Here is a 23,424-nt window from a genome sequence, read left to right as displayed (position 1 = left end):
CATGAAGCATGTTTTATTAAAACCCATTAAAGATCTAAAAGTCAGGATGCTGGCTTTAGGAATGTTAAGCCTTCTGGTATTTCATACCGGTTATGCCTTTGACAGTGTCAAAAGTATTGAAGATGTGGTCATTAAGTTAGATATCAGGCAGGGGAGTCTGCAAGATATTCTTCAACACATTGAAAGTAAAACCGATTTTCGGTTTTTTTATCGCGATAGCGGCCTTGAAGATTCCGAAATCCTGCATTTGAGTCAAGTTAAGGGAAGCGTTGCAGATATATTGAGGGAGCTGGCTCAGGAAAAGAACCTTCATTTCAAACAGGTGAATAACGCCATCAGTGTGAGGGTTTTAAGCGAAAAGATCAATGTTGATCATCTGGAGGAAATTCGAATAGAGATAGCGGAGATCGAGGTGTCGGGCCAGGTGGTCGACCAGTCGGGCGAGCCCTTGCCCGGTGTGGCGGTTTCCGTGGCCGGGACCACCATTGGGACGATTACCAATATTGATGGAGAGTACTCGTTAAATGCTCCTGAAGAAGGCGAATTAATATTTTCCTTTATAGGCTTTGCGACTCAGCGGATCGGTATTAATTCCAGGTCAATTATCAATATCACCTTACAAGAGGATATTGCCGGTTTGGAAGAAGTGGTCGTTACAGCCTTGGGTATAAAACGAGAAGCAAAAAGCCTGGGGTATGCCACCTCTACGGTAGAATCCGAAGAGATGACGATAAACCGAACCCCTAATTTTATGAATTCCCTGCAGGGAAAGGTAGCCGGAGTGAACATCTCCTCTATGGGATCTGGGCCTCAGGGCAGCAGTAAAATCAGGATTAGAGGGGTTTCGTCTTTTGGTGGTAATAATTCCCCCTTGATTGTTGTCAATGGGGTTCCGATTGACAATACCAATTTCGGTGTAAGTGGAGATGTTTCGGAGGTAGGTAGCAATCGTAAATCGGATAGCGGCGATGGATTGAGCAGTATCAACCCGGATGATATTACCTCTATGTCGGTCTTAAAGGGGGCAGCTGCTTCGGCATTATATGGAGCCAGAGCAAAGGATGGGGTCATCATGATCACCACCAGAAACAGGGCCACCGGATCGGGAATCCAGGTGGAACTCAATTCCAATTACACACATGATACGCCATTGGATTTTACGGATTACCAATACGAATACGGGCAAGGCGAAGGGGGAGTACGGCCCAATTCCCCAAGGCCCGTATCGGGAGTTTGGAGTTTTGGTGAGAAATTCGAGCCTGGAATGACCCAAATTTTGTTTGATGGCATTGAAGTACCCTATGAACCCCAGCCTAATAAAGTCAGGGATTATTATCGGGATGGATCCACTTTCTCGAATACCATTACCCTCTCCTCGGGAGGGCCAAATGGTGGTTTTAGCCTATCAGTAGCCAATATGGACAGCAAGGCAATCCTTCCTGGCTCCAATTACAACCGAAAAACGATCAATCTGGGCTTTACCCAGAATATCAAAAAATTGACCGTTTCCGGTAATATCAACTATTCAAAGGAAGACCGGATCAATCCTCCGAATATTGCCGAGCAGGACTTTAGCCCTGTGGTAATATATACCCTTGCTACTTCCATGCCCATGGACCTATTAGAGCAATATGCCTTCGATGAAAACGGAGATGAATTTCCATATTCCCGGTTTACCAACCGTACCAATCCTTACTTTGCCCTTTCCCGTTTTGAAAATAATGTTCGGGACAGGGTTTATGGCAACATTACGGCGAGATATGACCTGACCGATTGGCTCTATGTTCAGGGGCGGTTTGGGCAAGACTTTTTCTCCAGGGATTCCGAATACAATTTGCCTACGGGCTCTCAACGACAATCCTCACCACCCCCCGGATTTGTAAACGGCCAGTTCGTTCAGGATTTGAGACGCTTTCGGGAAGTAAATGCCGATTTTTTACTGGGATTGGATAGAACCTTCGGAGACTTTGGTTTACGGGTCAATCTGGGGGGAAATCAGATGTATAGACGGCTGGATGTAAATACGCTTCTAGGCGAGAATTTCTATACCCGTGGCCTATACACGATCGGAAACTCCAGTAAAATCACTACGAATTACACCCTGTCGGAACGACAGGTAAATTCCTTGTACGCCAGTACGGAGTTGTCTCACAAGGGCTACCTATTCTTGAACGGTACCGTTAGAAACGATTGGTTTTCTACCCTTTCTCCGGCAAACAGGAGCATTCTCTATCCTTCCATTACCGGTAGCTTCGTTTTTTCACAGGCCTTTGCCAATCTTCCCAACTGGATTTCATTTGGCAAAGTCAGGGTAGCTTATGCGGAAGTAGGAAGCGATACCGATGTGCAACCCTATGCCAATAATCTTTTCTATAATATCAATCAGCAACAGTTTCCCAACTCCAATGGTATCGCTCAGCCGGTAGGGGCTATCAGCGGATCCGTCGTACCCAATGACGACTTGCGGCCCATGAGGGTAACTGAAAGAGAAATAGGACTGGAAATGACCCTTTTCGATAACCTCCGGTTTGAAGTTTCCTATTATGATAAGCTATCCTCGGATCAAATCCTTCAGGCGCAGATTTCAGACGGCTCTGGTTATTTGAATCAATTAATCAATGTGGGAGAAAGCGAAAACAAAGGAGTGGAAATGTTTGCCGCCATCTCACCAGTGATCAGCAATAATTTCAATTGGAATTTCAGTGCCAATGCGTCCTACAATCAATCCAAAGTGTTGAGTTTGGGAGACGACGTAGATGGAACGTTCATCACAGTAGGTACGGCTGAGTTCCACGGTGAAGTAAGGCAGGAGGTAGGCAAGCCCATGGCCCAATTGTATGGTTGGGGTTACCTCAGGGATGAGCAAGGACGTCAGATATTCGATCCGAATAATGGTCGACCCCTTCGATCTAACGAACAACTGAATTTTGGAACGGCCATTCCAATTTGGGTGGGAGGATTTACAAATAGTTTTTCCTATAAAAATTTAAGTTTTTCTTTTCTGATTGACTACAAACTAGGGCACAATATGATTTCGGGAACACATACCAATGCCTATCGGCATGGCCTGGACAAAGCCACGCTGGAAGGCAGGGAACAGGGTTTTGTGGTGGGGGACGGTGTGAATCCCAATGGAGAAATAAACACGGCCCAATCTCCGGTTCAAACCTATTACGAAACGATTCGCTCCGGTCGCATGTCAGAACAGTCGGTCTTTAATGCGGGTTCCTGGCAGCTCAGGCAGCTTACCCTGGGCTACGATTTTACATCACTGGTTTCGGAAAACAATTTTATCAGGGGGTTGCGGCTAAATCTGGTTTCCAACAACGTAGCCGTCCTTAAAAAATGGGTGCCTCATATCCATCCGGACCAAAATGGGATTATCTCCGACAACAATGCAGGATTGGAGGCGACCGGCTTGCCGGTTACCAGAAGTATCGGATTTAACCTTAATGTGAAATTTTAATCGTCCATTGAATCATTGATCACACCATTAAAATGAACTGAAATGAAAAATTCAATAAAAATATATCTGTTTATGGGGTTGATGGGAGCCTTTATCCTGACCTCCTGCGATGAAGGATTCGACGAAATGAATACCAATCCAGTGCGTCTTACCTCTATTGATCCGGTTTTTCAATTAAATCAAGCCATAATATCAAGTTCTCCCGGTTACAATAACCTTACTTACGAAACAACTATCGTAAAGCAGATGATAACTCCTTTTCAGGGAGTCGGTACCGGCGGTAACCTAAATCAGGACAACCGGTCTGCCACTCAGGGAAATTGGCAAAACGGTTACCGAACGATCGCTAAAAATTTAATTGACGGGTTGGAAAACCTTGGTGCGGACACGGAGCGGACGAACCTTTACAATATCATGCGCATATGGAAGGCCCATACGTTTATGATGTTAACCGATACCTATGGTGATGTACCCTATTCAGAGGCTGGATTGGGATATATAGAAGGAACGGTATTTCCCAAATACGATTCGCAGGAGTCTATTTATTCGAATATTTTAAATGATTTGGAGATGGCTGTTCAGGGTCTGGATGAAAACAAGGACCCCATCAATCAGGAGATTCTCTACAGCGGAAATATCGGCCAATGGAAGCGTCTGGGTAATTCCCTGCTGTTGCGGGCAGCCATGCGGCTGGTAAAAGTCAGTCCCTCCACAGCCCAGGAGTATGCTACTAAAGCCATCAATGGAGGGCTGATGCAATCCAATGAAGATAATGCCTTGGTCCGCCATAATGCAGATTACCGGAATAATGTGGGAACCAACCTGAATGGGGGACAGGCACCATTTTATTACCTGGATGAAGATTTTGTCAACTTTCTGCAAAGCAATAACGACCCCAGACTTGCTTCCATAGCCGTCCGGTACGTAGGAGCATTGAGTGGGGGAGAGCAAATCGAAGCCAATGCTAACCGGTCCCCGGGTGATCAAATTGGCATGCCTCAGGGATACGATAATACGACCATTATTCCGGTGGCGGAAGCGGCCGGATTGGCCAGTTTGTTTAGCTACAGCCAATTGGACCGAACCCGATTGGGCAATCCAGAAGCCCCGAATTTCCTGGTTACCTATTCGCAGACGCTGCTGCTTTGGGCGGAGGTAGTTGCCAGAGGCTGGGTTTCCGGCGATGCCGAACAATTGTATCAGGATGGGATCCGCGCGCACATGGAGCAAATGGCGCATTGGCCAAACGATACGGAGATCGCAGCGGAAGCCATTGAGGAATACCTTCAAAATCATCCGCTCGAAACGGGTAAAGAACTGGAGCTGATAAATACCCAATATTGGGTGTCTTCTTTCCTAATCGGCCCGGAAACCTGGGCGAATTTTAGAAGAAGTGGGTTCCCGATTGTGAATCCCAATCCCTACCCGGGAAGTGATTTGCAAAATGAGGACTTCATCAGAAGACTTACCTATCCCGATTCAGAGCTAACGGTGAATAGGGAAAATGTGGACCAGGCGACCAGCCGAATGGGACCGGATGTTTTGGATACCCGGGTTTGGTGGGATGTACCCTAGGATTTCATGTATAAAATTCTAACTTTAATACATCTTTCCAAATAACCAACCTTTCATATTAAATGAAACATTTAAAAAAGCGTTTAAAATCCGGAGAAACATTAATTGGTTGCTGGTTGAATTTAGGGAGTTCCATAACGGCTGAGATAGTCGGTTTATCGGGATTTGACTGGGTGCTGATAGATCTGGAGCATGGTGCAGGAGAACCAAAGGATCTGCTGCATCAGCTTCAGGCACTCGAACACACGGCGGCAGCTCCCATTGTACGGGTAGAAAGTTACCAGAAAGAACGGATTCACCGCGTCCTGGATTTGGGGGCAGAAGGGGTGATGTGTCCGAGGATTTTTACAGCAGAAGAGGCCCAAAAAGCCATAAAAGGGATTCACTACCCTCCGATAGGCATTCGGGGTGTGGCCAAAATGGTCCGCGCTACCGGGTTTGGGAAGGATTTTGATAAGTACAAATCCGGTACCAGCGACGCTTTGGTTGGGATCATCCAAATCGAAACGGCAGAGGCTTTGGAAGAACTCGATGAGATAGCCAACACCCCGGGCGTGGATGTGCTCTTTATCGGTCCGGCTGATCTTACCGTGGCCTTGGGAATAGATGGGGACCTGAACCATCCTTTATTTATAGAAGCGGTGGACCGGATTGTTACCGCTGCCAAAAACGCTTCCAAGGCGGTGGGCATTTTGATCTTTGATCCAAACGATTTCAAGAAGTATCAGGACCTGGGAATACAGTTAATAGCCTGTGGATCGGATGCCACCTTTGTTGCCTCAGGAGCCCGTGACCTGCAACGCAAATTAAGCCAATTTAAAACGTCCGATACATGATGCAGGATCCATTTATCATTTTACTGATAGGAATGCTGATCGTGGTTGGAGGGATTATTGGGGGAAAACTCAATCCGTTTATTGCCCTGCTGCTGGCAGCATTGGTGGTAGCCTGGATGACCCCTGCAGAGGCTATCCGGGAATTTGCCCTCAGTAAAGGCCAATCCGAATCTGCAGCCAATGCATTAGCCTTTACCTCTATTGGAGAAAGGATAGCGGATGCCTTTGGCAGTACCGTCGGTAAAATCGGGATATTGATCGCCATGGCTGCCATTATTGGAAAGTCCATGCTCATGAGTGGGGCAGCAGAGCGCATTGTGCGATCAATTCTAGGACTTACAGGTGAAAAAAATGCGCCGCTGGCCTTTTTGAGCGGTAGTTTCTTTCTGGGAATCCCGGTTTTTTTCGATACGGTTTTTTACCTCATGATTCCTCTGGCCAAAGCCATGGCCATGAGACTGAAGAAAAGTTACCTTCTGTTGGTCCTTTGCATTACGGCAGGGGCTGCCATGGCTAACTCCCTGGTTCCCCCAACCCCCGGGCCCCTGTTTCTCATTGCCGAAATGAACATTCCCATCGGTATGATGATGGTGGGAGGCTTTCTGGTTGGATTGGTGACCATTGCTGCGGGTTACGCTTTCGCCGTTTGGGCAAATAAAAGGAACGAGATACCCTTGCGGGACTCGCTGGATGCCCCCCTGAGTGAAATCAAATCCCTGGCGGATAGACCAAAATCCCAATTACCATCCTTGGGACTGGCGGCCTCACCGATTTTGGTTCCTTTGCTGCTCATTACCGGAAGTGCTTCTATCAGCACTTTCTGGGGAATCCATCCGGGACAAAGTGCCTCTGCTTTTGTGGATAGCATTCACTTTCTAGGAGAAAAGAACATGGCCTTAATCCTGGGGGCATTGGCCGCCTTGTTGACACTCTTTATTCGGCGTAGCAGAGAAGGTGGTGAAATGAAAGGAGCGGTTCAGGCAGCCTTGACCAGCGGTGGAGTGATTATTCTGATAACGGCTGCGGGAGGTGCCTTTGGAGCCATGCTTCAGCAAACCGGAATTAGTTTGAAAATTGCCAGCCTGACCCAGGGGTACCAGATGGCATTGATTCCGTTGGCTTTTTTTATCACCGCCTTGGTCAGAACCGCCCAGGGTTCGGCCACGGTGGCCATGATCACCGCTTCCGGGATTCTATCCGGAATGTCCACCGCGGGCCTGGACTACCATCACCTATACCTGGGACTTTCGATTGCCTGTGGATCCAAACTCATTCCCTGGATGAATGACAGTGGTTTCTGGATCGTGTGTAAGATGAGTAACTTAACTGAGAAGGAAGCTTTAAAAACCTTTTCTCCTTTGCTGACAATTATGGGACTGGTAGGCTTGATGACGATTATGGTTGCGGCCAGGCTCTTCCCATTGGTATAAAATATATGAAATAAACCCGATTGAGCTATGAAAAATATCCTGAGAAATCTACAAAGAAGAAATTTTGTAAAAGTTCTTGCTTCCGGAACAGCCGGTGCTTTTGCAAGTGCTTCGATGGCATTCGGATCACAGAATAAATCCGAACCGCAACTTAGAAATTCGGCCGCTCCGCGAAAGGAGGTATTGATGAAGGTAGGCTGTCAATCCGGAGGGACTTCCGAGGAAAACCTGGCTTTTAAGGCACGTCATGGAGTATACCATTTGGATGGCGGCATGCCGAAATTTATTGAGGGCAAGGGTTGGGACCTGGAAGATTCTTTAAAGAAACGGGAGGCCTGCGAAAAATACGGCATCCACCTCGATGCCTATCACCTTCCCTTAACATCTGCTGGAATCGACCGGGTAATCATTCCCCATATCATGATGGGAAAAAGCCCCGAAAGGGACCGGGAAATAGAGATGGTGCAGCAAATGATAGAAGTAGCCGCAAAAACAGGAGTGAAATTACTGAATTACAACACCACCATATTGCCCGTTTTGCGTACGGGAAGAACGATTGATCCCATGAGGGGAAATGCTTCCTACAGTACCTGGAATTATCAGGAAGCCTTACAGCGGGAACAGCAATTAACCAAAGCTGGCAGGGCAGATGCGGATGAAGTTTTCGAAAGAATTACGTATCTTTTGGATAGAATTATACCTGTAGCGGAGGAATATCAGGTTAAATTGGGGAATCACATCGCTGATCCACCCGTTCCGGATGCCTATAATGGCATCATGCGTTGGAACAGCCCCGAAGTTTTTGAGGGGATCAAACGATTTGCCCAGTTGTACGATAGTCCTTATCATGGCTTTAATTTCTGTATCGGTTCCATTGCAGAAGGGCTTCGGGATCCGAAAAATGAGATCTTCCCCATCATTGATTGGGTAGGAAAAAGAAAACAAATCTTCAATATCCACCTGAGGAATATTAAAGGAAATTTTAATAATTTTCAGGAAGTCTACCCAGATAACGGAGAAATGAATTTCTTTCACGTGATGCGGGCACTACGGGATGTGGAGTTTGACGGTATGGTGATGCCGGATCACGTTCCTCAGCACGAGGCAGAAGGAGCCGGTCTGCAAGCCTTCGCGTTTGCTTACGGCCATATTATCGGAATGCTACAAGCGTTGAAGGACGAAGCCTGATAGGGACTTATAGTTAAGATGAATAAATTTTAGGAATAATAAACCATTAATTATGATGAAGAAAGTAGGATTTATAGGTTTGGGAATTATGGGAAAACCCATGGCCATCAATTTGGTGAATGCTGGATATGAATTGTTGGTATTGGAATCCAACAAATCTGCTGGCGACCTGACTCAAAAAGGTGCCAAGGCCTATTCCACCTGTAAAGAACTGGCAGCAAATTCAGAAATAGTGATCACCATGCTCCCGGATTCACCTGAAGTGAATGAAGTTGTATTTGGAACGGACGGGGTGCTTGCAGGCATCCGGTCGGGGAGTGTTTTTGTGGATATGTCCACCATTGCGCCTTCCACGGCGAGAGAGGTGGCGGTTGCCATGGAGGAGAAGGGAGTAGCCGCGCTGGATGCGCCGGTCTCCGGAGGTCAGGTTGGTGCTGAATCAGGAAACCTTTCGATCATGGTGGGCGGTGCCCAGCAGGCCTTTGATCAGGTAAAACCCTTATTTGAAATCATGGGTAAAAGTGCCGTGCTGATAGGAGAAGCCGGAGCCGGACAAATGACAAAGGCCTGCAATCAGATGATTGTTGGGATCACCATCCAGGCCGTGGCCGAATCCTTTGCCCTGGCCAAAAAGGCAGGAGTGAACCTGGAAAAAATGAGAGAAGCTTTATTGGGTGGTTTTGCCCAAAGCCGGATACTAGACTTACATGGTCAGCGAATCATTGACCGGAACTTCGAACCTGGATTTAAAATCAAACTCCACCGAAAGGACATGAACATTGCCCTGATGGCTGGCAAGGAGTTTAAGGTGCCCCTTTATGGCTCAGCATTGGTGGCGAGCCAAATGGATGCGGTTTTGGCTGCTGGATGGGATGAAAAAGACCACAGTTCATTGGCATTGCTGATGGAAAAAATGAGTGGCATTGAGTGATCTTCCGCGACAAAAAGTAATACAGCCATGACGCATTCCATTTCAGGCAGCGGGCCGCGGATTCGGTCCATGCACATCACACCGATAGCCATCCAGGATCCACCCTTGCTCAATGCTGCCGGATTGCATGCCCCTTATGCCTTACGAACCATTGTGGAACTGGAGACGGAAGATGGCGTAACCGGGATCAGTGAAATTCCCGGTAATGAGGCTACCAATCAGGCCCTGGAGGAAGCTTCCAAATTAATCATTGGAAAAGACGTGTACCAATTGAATCAAATTCAACGCGAGTTAGAGGCGTATTTTGGAAAGGATTTCAGCGTCGATCGCGGAGACGCACCTTGGGACCAGCGAAAGCTGGTCCACGTATTTTCTTCTTTGGAAGTGGCTTGTTTGGACTGCATCGGCAAATTGGTAAACCGCCCGGTGGTGGACCTACTGGGCGGAAGAATGCGGGATTCGGTACCCTTTGCTGCCTATTTGTTCTTTAAGTACGAAGGAGCTGGAGGACCCTGGGGTTTTTCCAAAGACCCTACTGCCCGGAACTGGGATGCCGCGAGGCAAGAGGCGGCCATTGATCCGGAAGGAATCGTAGATCAGGCCATTGCCATGTGTCAGGAATTTGGATTCCAATCCATCAAGCTCAAAGGGGGAGCGTTTGAACCCGAGTTGGAAGTGGCTTGTATGCAGGCCCTTTATCAGGAATTTGGAAAATCAGCTCCTTTACGCTTTGATCCCAATGCCATTTGGAAGCTTGAAACCGCATTGAAATTCGGCAAGGAAATGGAGCCAATTTTAGAGTACCTGGAAGACCCGGTCAGAGGACAGGAAAACATGGCCTGGCTCAGAGGACAGATTAAAACACCTCTGGCCACCAATATGTGCACCACCTCCTTTGATGAAATCCCCTCGTCCATACAAATGGGTTCGGAGGATATCATCCTGAGTGACCATCATTTCTGGGGGGGATTAAAGGCTTCCATGGAACTTGCCAGGATTTGTACCGTTTTCGGCAGGGATTTGTCCATGCATTCGAATAGTCACCTGGGAATTTCTCTTGCGGCGATGGTGCATTTAGGGGCAGCACTCCCAAACCTACGGTACGCACTGGACACGCATTATCCCTGGCAATCCGAGGAAGTAATAAAAGGCGGGCGTTTGGATTTTGAAAATGGTGCTGTTGCCGTTCCTTCCGGCCCGGGATTGGGCGTGGAGTTGGACAGGGAGTCCCTGGAAAAACTGCATCAAAACTACCTGGACTGTGGTTTGAAACAACGAGACGACCAAACCGAAATGCAGAAGGTGCATCCCGGCTGGACCTTTCAAAAAGTCCGTTGGTAAAACCCGACTACCTGTTTTTTTTGAAACAATTGACGAAAAATAAATGAGAAAATTTTACTTATTCAGAGGGCTTGCTGCCCTTATTACACTTGCGTTGTTTTTGAGCCAGAGTCAGGCCCAGCAGATTAGCAAAGAGCAAATGTTGTTTTTAACGCCAGAATGGACCGGAGAGCGGTTTGAGGATGGGCGACCCAAGGTGCCTGATTCCATTTTAGAACGAATGAAAGAAGTAACTCATGAGGAAGCCTGGGCCGTAATGAAAAATGAAGGCTATAAATACCAATATGCGGAGGGCTGGGAGATGATCAATCCGGATTCTGTCCTGATTGGCAGGGCATTGACGGCTACTTTTATGCCTGGCAGACCGGATATTCACGGTGCCATCGATAAGAGGGGTAAAGCAGAAGGAAAGAAGGGTCAGAATGCCTGGCCTGTAGACCTGCTGGTGCCGGGAGATGTGTACGTAGCGGACCAATTTGGCCTACACGTTGGCGGACCTACCATCGGTGATAACGTAGGAAATGCAATTTTCGCCAATTCCGGTAATGGCATTGTATACGATGGTGCCGTACGCGATATCAATGGGTTGAAGGAAATTGGCGGCTTTACTTCTTACTTTACAAGTTACCACCCATCCCATCACAATCAATCCGGAGATTTGAATACCATGTTGGTAGGTATCAATACGCCTACTAAAATCAGGCAGGTTACGGTGATGGCGGGGGACGTGGTGTTGGGAAGGGATGGTGCGGTTTCCTTTATCCCGCCTCATCTGGCTGAAAAAGTCGTAGTGACCTCTGAGATCGTCCGGCTTCGGGACATGTTTGGTCATCAACGAATACGGGATGGCGTGTACACAGCAGGACAGATTGATACCCGGTGGGCAGATGAAATAGAAAAGGACTTTTCTCAATGGCTCAACGATCATATGGACGAATTGCCGGTTTCCAGGGAGCAAATTCAGGAAATTTTGAAAAACAGAACCTGGTAGAAAAAGGCAACATGTAGGCCTGAAATTTTGAGGGATTGCCAATCAACTAACAAAATAAACCAACCCAAAATAATTTATATATGAAAAAAAATGTTGACCGAAGGTCTTTTTTATCCAAAACGGCCCTGGCGGGCCTGACAGGCAGTGCCTTTTTTACCAATTTTGGATCTGGGCTGGCTGCTGCCGTTGAAACCATGACTCAGGCCTCCAACCCTTCCGATTTGAAAATTACGGATGTCAAATGTGGATTTGTCAGAGGGGCACTCTATGTAAAAGTGTATACCAATCAGGACGTTTGGGGATGCGGGGAAGCGGTGGATGCCATACACGGAACCTATCACCTGGTCAAGCGCCTGGGAAACCAGATCAAGGGGCAAAACCCACTAAACCCAAACCGCCTGGCCGAGCAACTCCGAAAGGGAGCCTTTTTTGGAGGAGCTCAATCCGGCGTGTTCGTGGCGGTGCTCACAGCCATTGAAACCGCTCTTTGGGACATTACAGGAAAGGTTTTCGGCGTTCCGGTTTACCAACTTTTGGGAGGTAAGTTTCGTGACAAAATACGGGTATACTGCGATACGGCCCTGTATACGGCTACTAATCCCAGCCCGGAAGATTACGCACAGGCAGCCAGAGGAGCGGTAGACAGGGGCTATACGGCCGTCAAATTTGATGTGGATGACGGCAGGGATCCCAATAAATACGACCGCTTCAACTGGACGGCCAGTCCCATGGAGATTGATCGCATGTATCAAGCCATAGCGGCAGTACGGGAGGAGGTAGGCCCCAACATTGATATTTGTGTGGACATGCATGGGCGGTATGATTTTATCACGGGTGTGAAAATGGCCAGAATGTACGAGGATCTGGATTTGATGTGGTTGGAGGAACCCATTCCGGCCGATAATCCGGATCTTTACCAGAACCTTACCCAGCAAACTTCCACACCTATTTGTACTGGTGAAAATATCTACCTGGCTTATGGTTTTGTGAATCTTCTCAGTCAGGGGGGAGTGGATATTATCATGCCGGATATCCAAAAAGCAGGAGGATTGGGAGAAGCTCAGCGAATCGCCAATTTATCCAACCTGTATTACGTGCCTTTCAGTCCGCATATGGTGGCCTCGTTTTTAGGAGCCATGGCTTCCTGCCATGTATGTGCTTCGGTTCCCAATTTTCAAATTATGGAATGGCAGATCTATATGGATACTGATCAGCTATGGCAAGATATAGTGACCTATGACGGTCCCAGAACGGAAAATGGATTCATCACCTTATCCGAAAAGCCAGGAATAGGAGTGGAGATCAATGAAGAAGGAATGAAAAAATACGCGGTGAAAGATGTTCCCTTTTTTGAATAACCGCTCAAACGATCGCTGGTGGAGCTGAAGAGCAGTGAGCATAGCCAACCTTTCCTGTAAAATAGCTAGTGGGCGGGTTGTTTTATTACGTTCTTTTCCACAACTTGAATTTAAAAAACCAATTAAATCGAAAATGATGAAGAAATTAGCACTTATTTGTTTCGTAGGCCTCCTGATTAGCAGCATTCAGGGATATTCGCAACAAGTTACACCTACACCGGAACAAATCCAGGCGTTAACCTCGGAATGGGATGGGGAGCGCTTTCCGGATGGAAGGCCTAGAATTTCCGATGAATTGCTCGAAAGGTTGAAAGCAATCTCCGTGGAAGAAGCATGGGGAATACTTCGAAATAAAGGGTATAACAACCAATTTGAAAACGATTGGATTATCTTGCACGAAGATGAAGTCATGACAGGGAGGGCAGTTACCGCCCAGTACATGCCCTTCCGTGAAGATGTAGATAACCTGGTAAAGGAAATCGGCAAGGAGGAAGGCCGTGCCCAATCAGGAGGGACCAATTCCTGGCCCATTGATGCCCTTGTAGACGGAGACGTTTATGTAGCGGACGGATATGGCAAAATTGTCGATGGAACATTGATCGGGGATAACCTGGGAAATGCCATATATGCCAACTCAAAGAATGGTGTGATTTTTAACGGGTCGGTCAGGGATATGGCAGGACTCAGTAAAATTGATGGGTTTAACCTTTGGGTCAAAGGCCATGATCCTTCTTATATTCAGGAAATGATGCTGAGCACCATCAATTACCCGATCCGTCTGGGTAGGGCTACTGTTTTGCCAGGAGATGCCGTCCTTGCCAACAAATGGGGAGTTATTTTTATACCTGCCCACCTGGTTTCTGAATTGGTGATCAACGCTGAATTTACAGGGTTAAGAGATCAGTTTGGCCATCAACGATTGCGGGAGCAGAAGTATACAGCCGGAGAAATTGACAGCCGATGGAGTGATACCATTAAGGAGGATTTCCTTGATTGGCTTCAGAATAAGCAGGACCTGCCCATGAGTAGGGAAGAATTGGATGCTTATTTGAAGGATAGAAACTGGTAACCTGATTTCGCAGACTTATTCCGGACTGCGGCAACTAATAGGTAAGATCAATCCGCAGCCTGCTACCAGGATAGGCTACAGGAAATAAATGTCAGGGCCAAATAGGCAAAACAGGGGTTTTCTTTGGTGAGAATCCCTGTTTTTTTATGGATACTTATTTCAATTTAATTATCTTGGATTTCTTTTTGATTAAAACAGACCCAAAATGCCCATGAACCGCCGAAAGCTATTCCTCCGCCTTACCCTGAGTTTGTTAGCTATTTTCTTCGGGCTGTCGCCATCTTTTTCCTTCACAATTTTGGGCGAGAAGAACGAAACGTTGGAAAAGCCCCGAAAATACTTGTATGTAGCGGTACCGGGAATAAGGAACTACCTGGGATATGGGGGGCATGGGATATTGGTTTTTGATATGGAAGCGGAGCACCGTTTTGTCAAAAGAATTCCCGTGCAGGGTTTTTCCTCCAATGGAAAGCCTTCCAATGTAAAGGGAATAGATGTCAGCATACCACTGAACAGTTTGTTTGTAAGCACCCTGGAAGGTGTACAGCGTTTAGACCTGAAAACCGAAAAAATCGTTTGGGAAATCGCTTATGAAGGCGGTGCCGACCGCATGTCCATTTCCCCGGATGGATTGACCATGTATTTGCCCTCCCTGGAGAAAGATTTTTGGAATGTAGTCGACTGTGAAACGGGTGAAATTATCACGACCATTCAGGTATATGACCGGGCGCACAATACCATTTATGGTCCCTCTGGTAAATTTGCCTATATGGCAGATATTAGTTCTCCCTTTCTTCATGTAGCCGATACCCGGACCCATACCATCACAAAAAAAATTGGCCCTTTCTCCCATGGCATCCGTCCATTTACGATTAACAGCGATGAAAACCTGGTTTTCGTCAACGTAAACGAGCTGCTAGGTTTTGAGGTGGGTGACCTGAATACAGGAGAGGTTAAGGCTGCCATCGAAGTGGAGGGCTGGGATAAGGGTCCGGTCAGGCGCCATGGCAATCCCAGCCATGGCATAGGCCTGACACCGGATGAGAAAGAAATATGGATCAGTGATGGGCACAACATGAGAATGCATGTTTTTCAGGCCTTTCCACCTTACCAGCAACTGACCACCATACCGCTTCAGGACATGCCGGGATGGGTTACTTTCAGTTTAGATGGCCGCTATGCGTATCCTTCCAGTGGGGAGGTAATCGATGTCGAAACCCGAAAAATCCTTCACTTGCTTCAAGACGAACACCACAATTTCGTGGCGAGTGAAAAAATGATCGAATTACATATACAGGATGGGAATGTAGTGGCTGCGGGTGATCAATTTGGAATAGGAAGAAAAAACCAATAAATAAAACCTTAATAGAAATCATACAACCTCAATCGACGCTTTTTAAAAACAATTATGAGCAACGCTGAAATTAGTATTCGGGATAACTTGCAAGAAACCTACGAAGATGTCTACACCAAAGAAGTATTGGAAGCATTACGTGTGCTGGCTCCTTTTAATCAGGACGTAAAAAAGCTAATGGACATCCGGCTACGCAGAAGAAATGAACGGGCCCAAAAAGGCAAACGAATTGATTTCTTAAATCCCGACACCAATATTCCTGGAACCGATTTAAAAGTGAAAGATGCCAGGGAAGGAAATTTCGAAGGGGCTGCTATACCAGACGACCTGCAGCGGCAATGGATACAGGGAACCGGACCCGGAGCCAAGCCCAATGCGCCGCTGGAAAGCAGCATTCGCAACGTGGCCTATGCGCTCTTATCGGGCGCAGACGGGTGGATGTTTGATGGGGAAGATGCCCTTGGGCAAGTGAGTACCATGTCCCTGGACAATCAGCGCAACCTTAAATTGGCCATTCACAATTCACCGGTTTTTTTGGAGGTTGCCGAAAGGGTAGCCTCTCAAATGAACAGTTGGAGCAAGGGTTTCTTTGGTGAAGAAAACATTTCGAATTGGAAAGAGCAGTTGAAATTTACCACTAAAATTTTTAGGGCAAGGGGCCTTCACCTCGATGACAGGCATTTGCGCCTTTCAGATGGAGCTTCTTTTTCAGCCTCCATCGCGGACCTGACCTTGTACGTGACCAATAACTACCGGGCCTTGATGGAAGCAGGATCTTCGGTGGTGCTTTACCTACCCAAGATTCAGACCGCCGAAGAGGCAGGGCTCTGGAATAAAATGATCAGTGCTCTTGAAACCCATTTGGGATTGCCTGTGGGGACCGTCAAAGCATACGTACTGGTAGAGCAATTGGAAGCAACGTACCAGTTGATGGAAATCAGGGCAGTACTCGGGAAACACTTTGTAGGGTATAATACCGGTCGCTGGGATTACATCAATAGCGTTTCGGATGCCCTTTTTTGGGACAAGGATTTTATCAACCCCAACATAGAGTCCATAGGCATGACCTATGGATATATGAGAAATTACGAAGACCGGGTGCGTCGGGCAGTAAACACGCCCGATAAAGTTGGCCATTTTGCACTATGGCAAGGAGGCATGGAGCCAAATATCCCGGTAGGATCGGAAGAGGGGGTTCGTTCCAGCATGGAAAAGGCACTGGCAGGAGCTGAACGAGAACAACGGGAAGGGGCCAGTGGAAAATGGGTGGCCCATTGGAAAATGGTTCCTATTGTCCGACCCGTTTGGGAAAAGACGGGTACCCCCAACCAAATGGGCAGGGAATTTCCAGCCCTGAGCTATGAACCCGAAGATGCTGCAGGACTGATCCTGCTGGAAGAAGCTCCCAGAACCATTCGGGGTGCAAGAAACCTACTGAGTGTAGGTTTGCAATATGGGAATGCTTTCGGTCAGGGAATGCAGGCCGCCGCACTAAAGCCCGCTGATTTTTTCGGGAATGACGATGTGTTATACCTCATGGAAGATATGGCTACCGGCGAAATTCGACTTAGCATACTCTGGGAGTGGCTGCACAAAAAGGCAGTGATCACCGAAGATGATCCCGGGTCAGGAGTTCAAAAAGGGGCCATTTTTACCCAGGAATTATTTTACAAATTACTTGAAGAAGAATATGATAAATTGCTGAAAGCCAAAGATAAAGACGTATATGAGTCATCCAAAACTTCTACCCTTCCCATAGCCAAAAGGATCGTGGAGGTTTACGTTTCGGAGACAACAAAAATCCCTTGGTTTATAGACCTTTTGAATATTAATCTCAATAATTTCAATCTCAAAGAAGCTGAAAAAAGGATCGGCCAATATGTCAAACAGCTAAAGGAAAAGGGTCAGCGAATTACCGAAAATATGGATTTTACAGTCTAACTTCCTTTATCAACTATGGCTGCGATGTCTTCCGATCTGATGTTTCTTCTTGCGATTTGCCCCATTTTGATAGCGGGTTTAATGCTGGTAGGTTTTAGACTCCCCGCCAGAACCACCCTGCCGCTGACGTTTTTTCTAACGGTGATCGTGGCCTTTGTTTTCTGGGAAATGACCTTTAGGACCATCCTGGCCTCCGTACTGCAGAGTTTCTTTATCACCTTTGACATTCTCTACATTGTTTTTGCAGCCATCCTGCTGCTTCACTTTCTCAAATACTCCGGGGGAGTGGATACGATCCGAAGCGGATTTCAGGGAATTAGTGGCGATAAGAGGGTACAGGTTATCATTATCGTCTGGCTATTTGGTTCCTTTATCGAAGGGTCAGCCGGATTCGGAACGCCAGCAGCCATTGTTGCCCCCTTGCTGGTGGCTTTAGGGTTTCCGGCTCTGGCCGCGGTGATTTTGGGAATGATGGTGCAAAGTACGGCCGTAACCTTCGGAGCCGTAGGAACGCCGATTCTTGTGGGAGTCCGAGGAGGACTTGAAAATCCGGATTTGATGGCAAGGTTGGATCTTCTGGGTTGGGAGTTTTCGGAAGTATTGCTTGCCGTGACGGCCAATGCCGCCATTATTCATGGATTGGTGGGGACACTGATGCCGTTTTTGATGGTTTTGATGCTCTGTAGGTTCTTTGGAAAAAACAGGTCCTGGAAAGAGGGGCTTCAGCTTTTCCCTTTTTCTTTGTTCGCGGGTTTGGCTTTTACCATACCGTATTTGCTAACCGGGCTCTATTTGGGCCCCGAATTCCCTTCCCTGATTGGTTCGCTACTTGGTTTGGCCGTGGTGGTGACGGCGGCAAAGCGGGGATTTCTGATTCCCAAAAAGTCCTGGGATATCGAACCAGAAGCTAATTGGCCGGAAGCTTGGAAAGGAAGTCTCAATATCTCAACCGGCAAGTTGGATTCTCCTTTGGCCGGAGAACGTATATCCTTCGTAAAGGCCTGGATGCCTTATCTTTTACTTGCCGGTTTGCTGGTCCTCAGTCGCTTGCCACAACTGCCCTTTAAAGAATGGCTGAATCGCTTTTCGATCGGAATTGAAGGGATTCTGGGAACCGGGATTGCTGCCAGTAGTACCCCGCTGTACCTACCGGGTACGCTTCTTCTCTTTGTTTGTCTCATCACTTACTTTCTTCATGCAATGAATGGATCCATGGTTCGATCGGCTTTTGCCGATAGTGGCCGGATGATAATTAAGGCAGGTGTTGTGTTGCTTTTTGCCGTAGCCATGGTTCGGGTGTATATTAATTCAGGAGAGAATATTTCCGGCCTTACCAGTATGCCTATTTTAATGGCTGCATGGACGGCTGACAAAGTCGGTATGATCTACCCTTTTTTCGCCCCTATGATTGGTGCTTTGGGTGCTTTTATTGCCGGAAGCAATACGGTGAGTAACTTGATGTTTAGCCTTTTTCAATACGGGGTGGCAGATAATTTGGGAATGGCACCTACCTGGATTTTGGCCTTGCAGGCGGTAGGTGCTGCCGCTGGCAATATGATCGCCATTCACAATGTAGTAGCGGCCTCTGCTACGGTAGGACTATTGGGAAAGGAGGGGAGTGTTCTTAGAAAAACCATTTTTCCAACCCTTTACTACCTGATATTTACTGGTTTAATTGGGCTGGTTCTTATTGGTCTCTTTGGGGTGGTAGATCGTTTTCTGATCAATGTTTGAATAATATCACCTTTTTTAATGATAAATTTGATTATCATCTAATTAGATGATATATTTAAATATCATTTAAATACATGATATTTTTACATATCACTTAAATACGTGATGTATTGAGTTTTCGTTTAAAGAATAAATACACGCAGCCCCATATGATGGCCATTATAACAGGAGATATACAGGGTTCCAGAAAAGTGTCGCCAGACCAGTGGATGAAGACCCTAAAAGAGGAACTGAATACCTGGGGCAAACCTGGAGAAGACTGGGAAATATACCGGGGAGACAGTTTTCAGCTAAAGATTAAAAAACCGGAGGACCTGCTCCTGGCCGCCATTCGGCTAAAGGCAGCAATCAAATCCATAGACCCTTTGGATTGCCGGATGGGAATGGGGATTGGAACAGAGGATTTTAAATCAAAACGCCTATTGGAAAATAACGGTACGGCCTACATTCATTCGGGGGATGCTTTTGGAAAATTACCTGACAACCATCAGAGTTTACTGCTGAAAACCTCCGATACAGCATTTGATGAAGAAATTAACCTGATGTTAAAAATGAGTCTGGCGGTGATGGACAACTGGACTTACAATTCTGCCAGAATGGTGTTCCTGGCATTGACCTATCCCGAAAAATCCCAAACTCAACTGGGAGGAATGGAAGGGATAAGCCAACATGCGGTAAGTGCCCGCTTATCCCGGGCGCATTTTGACCTGACCCAATCTTTTCTGGGGTATTTTCCAAAACGACTGAAACGAAGTTTGCTATGATCTTGCTGACAAAGCTAATTCTAGCCCATTTGATAGGTGATTTTATATTGCAACCAAGTTCTTGGGTGAAGGCAAAGGAAGCCAAAAAACTTCGGGCCATTCCGCTATACCTGCACCTATTGGTTCATGGCGTTCTTATTCTGTTGTTGGTAGCCAATCTTGAATTTTGGCCTTACTTGCTGGCTATTGTTTTGGCACACGGAATCATTGACTTGATAAAAATTCAGGCACAAAAGCCAGCTACCCGACGATATTGGTTTTTTGTTGATCAGGGAGCACACCTGTTTACCCTGGTATTGGCAGTCGGTTTGTACGACCCCTCCCTGATTCCGGAGGTCTCCTTTTCGGAAAAATACTGGTTATTGATTACCCTAGGTGTATTTTTAACCTTGCCATCTTCGGTGATTATCCAAACCATCATATCTAAATGGACCCCATTATCGGATGATTCCGAAAGTTCTTTAGATAAGGCCGGTCAGTATATCGGAATTATGGAACGCTTGTTTGTTTTTGCTTTTATATTATCCGGGAGGTGGGAAGCTATAGGCTTTTTAGTGGCGGCCAAATCGGTATTTCGGTTTGGGGACTTGCGTCAATCCAAAGATAGAAAGTTGACGGAATACATCCTGATCGGAACCTTGTTAAGTTTTGGTTTAGCCATTGTATGTGGCCTGTTGTACGATCAATGGCAATTGATTTACCCCTAAAATGATTTTATTGACAAAAAAAAGGAGGAGGTAACCTACCCCCTCTTTTCCTTTCCAACTTATTGTAGATAAAAAAATTAACCCTAGTTAATACCTGGAAACAGATTTAGTAATAGAAACAGGAGGACATTCCACTTGCCCCCATTTGCCCGATGGGTGCTCCCGCAGGAGCCGGTAAGGGTTCCAAAATCATAATTTTATCCTCCGGATTTAATTTAAATTTTTCCAATTGATCCAGGCAATAATCCAGATGGGCTTTTTGCGCAAAATCTCTGGTACGCTGCTCCAGTATCCAGGTCTTTAATTCCTCTGTTTTGGCTAAAGCAATCGCTCTCACCTGTGAGCTGCCTGATGGTTGTATGGCCAATTCCATTAAATGTTGAAGTATCAATTTGTCTACCGAACGTTTAATCTCTGCCTGATAGCTTGTTATGGTAGTAGTTTTCCAGGTTGCTTCCAATATAAGATCAAGATATTCCTCCAATCGGAGCTGATTATCATCCAGGGCGCTTTGACTTATCAGGCGGGAAGCTCTCTCCGGATGAAGGAGAAAGGACAAGGTGTGATGGGCAGCAATTTCAGCCGGGGCGATGGGATCGAATACCAAACCTGTATGCCTTTTAAAAACCTCCCTCGAATCCGGATTGTAGCCAAAGGGCCTGGGAGGAAGTTGTTCCAGAATAGTCGGCGGCAGGGTTAGGGTTGCGGGTTCCAATGTACGCAGCAACTGCTTCAGGGCCTCCAATTGCTTGTCGCGAGGGACTACCTGCTGGCCTTCCATGGCATCTCCTTTCAAAGCATACCCATACCTAACCCCTCCGATTACCTTAGCGGCAGCCTCTACCTGGTATCGGTGTAGAAGATAGAGGGGAACCAAAAGCTCCTCCATTTTGGCAAGGGGCGTTCCTGTAGGAATGTTTTTTGGTCCAAAATCTTTCAGTGCAATTTTTCGAATTTCCAAAGTGTTTTCTAGTTCCTCAACCGGGTCACTTCCATTGTCCCATAGGTGGGTTTCCGGATGGGCCGATCCTGCTGGCCTCGCATCCTGATCCGAGAGAAAATCCAACCCTTCTTCCCGATACTCCCGGACCCATAGGTCGAATGCTTCCTGCTCATCCATGCCGGAGGGAATGGATCGATAGGCCATTTTAATCGCAGTAATATCCCAGCTTCCGATGCCTTCGGCATAGGCATTGGAAAGATCAATGACACCGTTGTCTATTGACAGGGTAGGGTGCGGATAATCCATTACCGATGTCCTTCCTTTGGCACTGGCGATGTAGTTATGTGGCAATCCCAGCGTGTGACCTACTTCATGAGCTGCCAGCTGCCTCATCCGGGCCAATGCCAGATCCATCATCACTTCATTATCAGGGTTGGTGGTATCGAAATTTCCAGCCAATGCCTGGGCAATCAGGTAATCCTGACGCACCCTTAAGGATCCCAGGGTGACCTTTCCTTTTATAATTTCACCGGTTCGTGGATCGGTCACTCCGCCTCCATAGGACCACCCTCTGCTAGATCGGTGTACCCATTGCACCAGGTGGTACCGTACATCCATTGGATCGACATCTTCGGGGAGCAATTTAACCTGAAAAGCATCCTTGAATCCGGCAGCTTCAAAAGCCTCAGCCCACCAGGCCGTTCCGTCCATTAATGCGGTACGAATGGGCTCGGGTGTGCCGGGATCTATGTAGTAAACAATAGGTTGCTCTACCTCACTAATGGCTGCCTCCGGATTCTTTTTCACCAGACGATGTCTTCGCAGGATCTTTTTTTCAAGGTTCTGGTCCACAGGAGTAGAGTAATCGTGATAACTGAGGCCATTCACCCCAGCCCTGGGGTCAAATGTCCGGATTTCGAATCCAGGATCCGGCAAAGCCACAAAGGAATGGTGGATATGCAACTGGATGGCGTTGGGATCCGGCACGATTTGACGTATAAAATTTCCAGGTTGGTCTCCGGTAAAGGTAATGCTCGCCTCAATCTCTGTGTTTTTTGGAAAACTTTTGGTGTTTGCCTTGTAAAGAGCCGATCGGGAAGGATCGATTTTATAGGTTCCCTGTCCCGAGCGTTTGATGGCACCAGCTGCCTGTATAGCATCCTGTAAAAAGAAATCGGTGCCATCTACCAGTATCCGGTCATTATCCTTAGCTGTTATTTTGAATGCCCACAAAACGGAGGAGGCAAAGGATTCTTTTACAGCTTGTTTTTCCATGGGATTGGATGAAGATGCCCTGTACCTATAATTTTCGGCTTGCATCAGCAGTTTATCTCCCACAGGAACAAACCGGATGACATGGGCTCCGGATATCCGTCCTCTATCAAGCCCAATATCATTAGAGCCTAGTCCGGAAGCCAAAGACGGGTAATAAAGGAGTTCTTGTTCATCATTGGGAATGGCCATCCATACTTTACCTTTCTCCGAGTCCCAGAAAAGGTCAATTAAACCGGGCATTTCCTCCATCTCCCGGGTTATTTCGGAGAGGCTGGATTTGGTTTCGCCTTGGGGCTCCGTGCCCTGAGCAAGCACTTCCTGGTATGGCAATAGGAAGCAAAACAATAGTCCAACGAGTAGCGGATTTTTTAATACGATCATTTCATTTAGGGTTAGTTAGCTATAAAAATAAATGTTGTAATGCCAAAATAGCAATTACCCCGATGAAATTTCTGTGAAAGTGAATGCGTATTTAGCGCCGCTGGTATTCCGGAAGGACCGTACTCTTTTGATTAAAAATA

16 protein-coding genes are annotated in these 23,424 nt (G+C 46.9%); 15 read left to right on the top strand and 1 reads right to left on the bottom strand.

Annotation, left to right across the window (positions count from 1 at the left end; genetic code table 11):
• Position 1: 1 nt before the first annotated feature.
• The 15 genes from GJQ68_RS02470 to GJQ68_RS02400 all read left to right on the top strand — a co-directional run bounded on the left by GJQ68_RS02470 (position 2) and on the right by GJQ68_RS02400 (position 20,685).
• Positions 2-3,466: a SusC/RagA family TonB-linked outer membrane protein gene (locus GJQ68_RS02470; protein ID WP_162415691.1), complete on the top strand. Its 3,465-nt coding sequence runs from the start codon at positions 2-4 to the stop codon at positions 3,464-3,466.
• Positions 3,467-3,508: 42 nt separating this feature from the next.
• Positions 3,509-5,041, top strand: coding sequence for a SusD/RagB family nutrient-binding outer membrane lipoprotein (locus tag GJQ68_RS02465; RefSeq protein WP_162415690.1), 1,533 nt, complete (start codon positions 3,509-3,511; stop codon positions 5,039-5,041).
• Positions 5,042-5,103: 62 nt separating this feature from the next.
• Positions 5,104-5,877, top strand: coding sequence for an HpcH/HpaI aldolase family protein (locus GJQ68_RS02460; RefSeq protein ID WP_162415689.1), 774 nt, complete (start codon positions 5,104-5,106; stop codon positions 5,875-5,877).
• The gene (locus GJQ68_RS02455; protein ID WP_162415793.1) at positions 5,877-7,307 is read left to right on the top strand and encodes a GntP family permease; all 1,431 of its coding nucleotides are present in this window, start codon (positions 5,877-5,879) and stop codon (positions 7,305-7,307) included. Before GJQ68_RS02460 ends, GJQ68_RS02455 begins: the two co-directional genes overlap by 1 nt.
• A 27-nt stretch (positions 7,308-7,334) precedes the next feature.
• Positions 7,335-8,495, top strand: a complete 1,161-nt coding sequence (locus tag GJQ68_RS02450) for a mannonate dehydratase (RefSeq protein WP_162415688.1) — start codon at positions 7,335-7,337, stop codon at positions 8,493-8,495.
• Positions 8,496-8,550: 55 nt separating this feature from the next.
• A complete protein-coding gene (locus tag GJQ68_RS02445; RefSeq protein ID WP_162415792.1) occupies positions 8,551-9,426 on the top strand; it encodes a 2-hydroxy-3-oxopropionate reductase in 876 nt (291 codons plus the stop codon).
• A 27-nt stretch (positions 9,427-9,453) separates the two neighbouring features.
• Positions 9,454-10,767, top strand: a complete 1,314-nt coding sequence (locus GJQ68_RS02440; protein ID WP_162415687.1) for an enolase C-terminal domain-like protein — start codon at positions 9,454-9,456, stop codon at positions 10,765-10,767.
• Positions 10,768-10,810: 43 nt separating this feature from the next.
• Positions 10,811-11,758 carry an RraA family protein gene (locus GJQ68_RS02435; protein ID WP_162415686.1) on the top strand — a complete coding sequence of 316 codons (948 nt, stop codon included), beginning with the start codon at positions 10,811-10,813 and terminating at the stop codon, positions 11,756-11,758.
• A gap of 80 nt (positions 11,759-11,838) precedes the next feature.
• Positions 11,839-13,116 (top strand): mandelate racemase/muconate lactonizing enzyme family protein, encoded by a 1,278-nt coding sequence (locus tag GJQ68_RS02430; protein WP_162415685.1) that lies wholly within the window; start codon positions 11,839-11,841, stop codon positions 13,114-13,116.
• Between the two features lie 133 nt (positions 13,117-13,249).
• Positions 13,250-14,185, top strand: coding sequence for an RraA family protein (locus tag GJQ68_RS02425; RefSeq protein ID WP_162415684.1), 936 nt, complete (start codon positions 13,250-13,252; stop codon positions 14,183-14,185).
• Positions 14,186-14,390: 205 nt separating this feature from the next.
• Positions 14,391-15,539, top strand: coding sequence for a YncE family protein (locus GJQ68_RS02420; protein ID WP_235941011.1), 1,149 nt, complete (start codon positions 14,391-14,393; stop codon positions 15,537-15,539).
• Between the two features lie 54 nt (positions 15,540-15,593).
• Positions 15,594-17,480 (top strand): aldolase/citrate lyase/malate synthase family protein, encoded by a 1,887-nt coding sequence (locus GJQ68_RS02415; protein ID WP_162415683.1) that lies wholly within the window; start codon positions 15,594-15,596, stop codon positions 17,478-17,480.
• Positions 17,481-17,495: 15 nt separating this feature from the next.
• Positions 17,496-19,214: an L-lactate permease gene (locus GJQ68_RS02410; RefSeq protein ID WP_235941010.1), complete on the top strand. Its 1,719-nt coding sequence runs from the start codon at positions 17,496-17,498 to the stop codon at positions 19,212-19,214.
• Positions 19,215-19,363: 149 nt separating this feature from the next.
• Positions 19,364-19,978 carry a hypothetical protein gene (locus GJQ68_RS02405; protein ID WP_162415682.1) on the top strand — a complete coding sequence of 205 codons (615 nt, stop codon included), beginning with the start codon at positions 19,364-19,366 and terminating at the stop codon, positions 19,976-19,978.
• The gene (locus GJQ68_RS02400) at positions 19,975-20,685 is read left to right on the top strand and encodes a DUF3307 domain-containing protein (RefSeq protein WP_162415681.1); all 711 of its coding nucleotides are present in this window, start codon (positions 19,975-19,977) and stop codon (positions 20,683-20,685) included. The genes GJQ68_RS02405 and GJQ68_RS02400 overlap by 4 nt, the downstream gene beginning before the upstream one ends.
• A 106-nt stretch (positions 20,686-20,791) precedes the next feature.
• Here GJQ68_RS02400 and GJQ68_RS02395 read toward each other — a convergent pair whose 3' ends face one another.
• Positions 20,792-23,284: a zinc-dependent metalloprotease gene (locus tag GJQ68_RS02395; RefSeq protein ID WP_235941009.1), complete on the bottom strand. Its 2,493-nt coding sequence runs from the start codon at positions 23,282-23,284 to the stop codon at positions 20,792-20,794.
• Positions 23,285-23,424: the final 140 nt, after the last annotated feature.

This window comes from Cyclobacterium roseum (assembly GCF_010119225.1).
Taxonomy (GTDB): Bacteria; Bacteroidota; Bacteroidia; order Cytophagales; family Cyclobacteriaceae; genus Cyclobacterium; species Cyclobacterium roseum.
The sequence above is the reverse complement of the archived record's forward strand: the minus strand, read 5'-3'. Positions and strand labels throughout refer to the sequence as shown.

Bases quoted from the DNA above. Each gene is read 5' to 3' on its own strand.
- GJQ68_RS02470 (WP_162415691.1), top strand. From the start codon at position 2: ATGAAGCATGTTTTATTAAAACCCATTAAAGATCTAAAAGTCAGGATG.
- GJQ68_RS02465 (WP_162415690.1), top strand. From the start codon at position 3,509: ATGAAAAATTCAATAAAAATATATCTGTTTATGGGGTTGATGGGAGCC.
- GJQ68_RS02460 (WP_162415689.1), top strand. From the start codon at position 5,104: ATGAAACATTTAAAAAAGCGTTTAAAATCCGGAGAAACATTAATTGGT.
- GJQ68_RS02455 (WP_162415793.1), top strand. From the start codon at position 5,877: ATGCAGGATCCATTTATCATTTTACTGATAGGAATGCTGATCGTGGTT.
- GJQ68_RS02450 (WP_162415688.1), top strand. From the start codon at position 7,335: ATGAAAAATATCCTGAGAAATCTACAAAGAAGAAATTTTGTAAAAGTT.
- GJQ68_RS02445 (WP_162415792.1), top strand. From the start codon at position 8,551: ATGAAGAAAGTAGGATTTATAGGTTTGGGAATTATGGGAAAACCCATG.
- GJQ68_RS02440 (WP_162415687.1), top strand. From the start codon at position 9,454: ATGACGCATTCCATTTCAGGCAGCGGGCCGCGGATTCGGTCCATGCAC.
- GJQ68_RS02435 (WP_162415686.1), top strand. From the start codon at position 10,811: ATGAGAAAATTTTACTTATTCAGAGGGCTTGCTGCCCTTATTACACTT.
- GJQ68_RS02430 (WP_162415685.1), top strand. From the start codon at position 11,839: ATGAAAAAAAATGTTGACCGAAGGTCTTTTTTATCCAAAACGGCCCTG.
- GJQ68_RS02425 (WP_162415684.1), top strand. From the start codon at position 13,250: ATGATGAAGAAATTAGCACTTATTTGTTTCGTAGGCCTCCTGATTAGC.
- GJQ68_RS02420 (WP_235941011.1), top strand. From the start codon at position 14,391: ATGCCCATGAACCGCCGAAAGCTATTCCTCCGCCTTACCCTGAGTTTG.
- GJQ68_RS02415 (WP_162415683.1), top strand. From the start codon at position 15,594: ATGAGCAACGCTGAAATTAGTATTCGGGATAACTTGCAAGAAACCTAC.
- GJQ68_RS02410 (WP_235941010.1), top strand. From the start codon at position 17,496: ATGGCTGCGATGTCTTCCGATCTGATGTTTCTTCTTGCGATTTGCCCC.
- GJQ68_RS02405 (WP_162415682.1), top strand. From the start codon at position 19,364: ATGATGGCCATTATAACAGGAGATATACAGGGTTCCAGAAAAGTGTCG.
- GJQ68_RS02400 (WP_162415681.1), top strand. From the start codon at position 19,975: ATGATCTTGCTGACAAAGCTAATTCTAGCCCATTTGATAGGTGATTTT.
- GJQ68_RS02395 (WP_235941009.1), bottom strand. From the start codon at position 23,284: ATGATCGTATTAAAAAATCCGCTACTCGTTGGACTATTGTTTTGCTTC.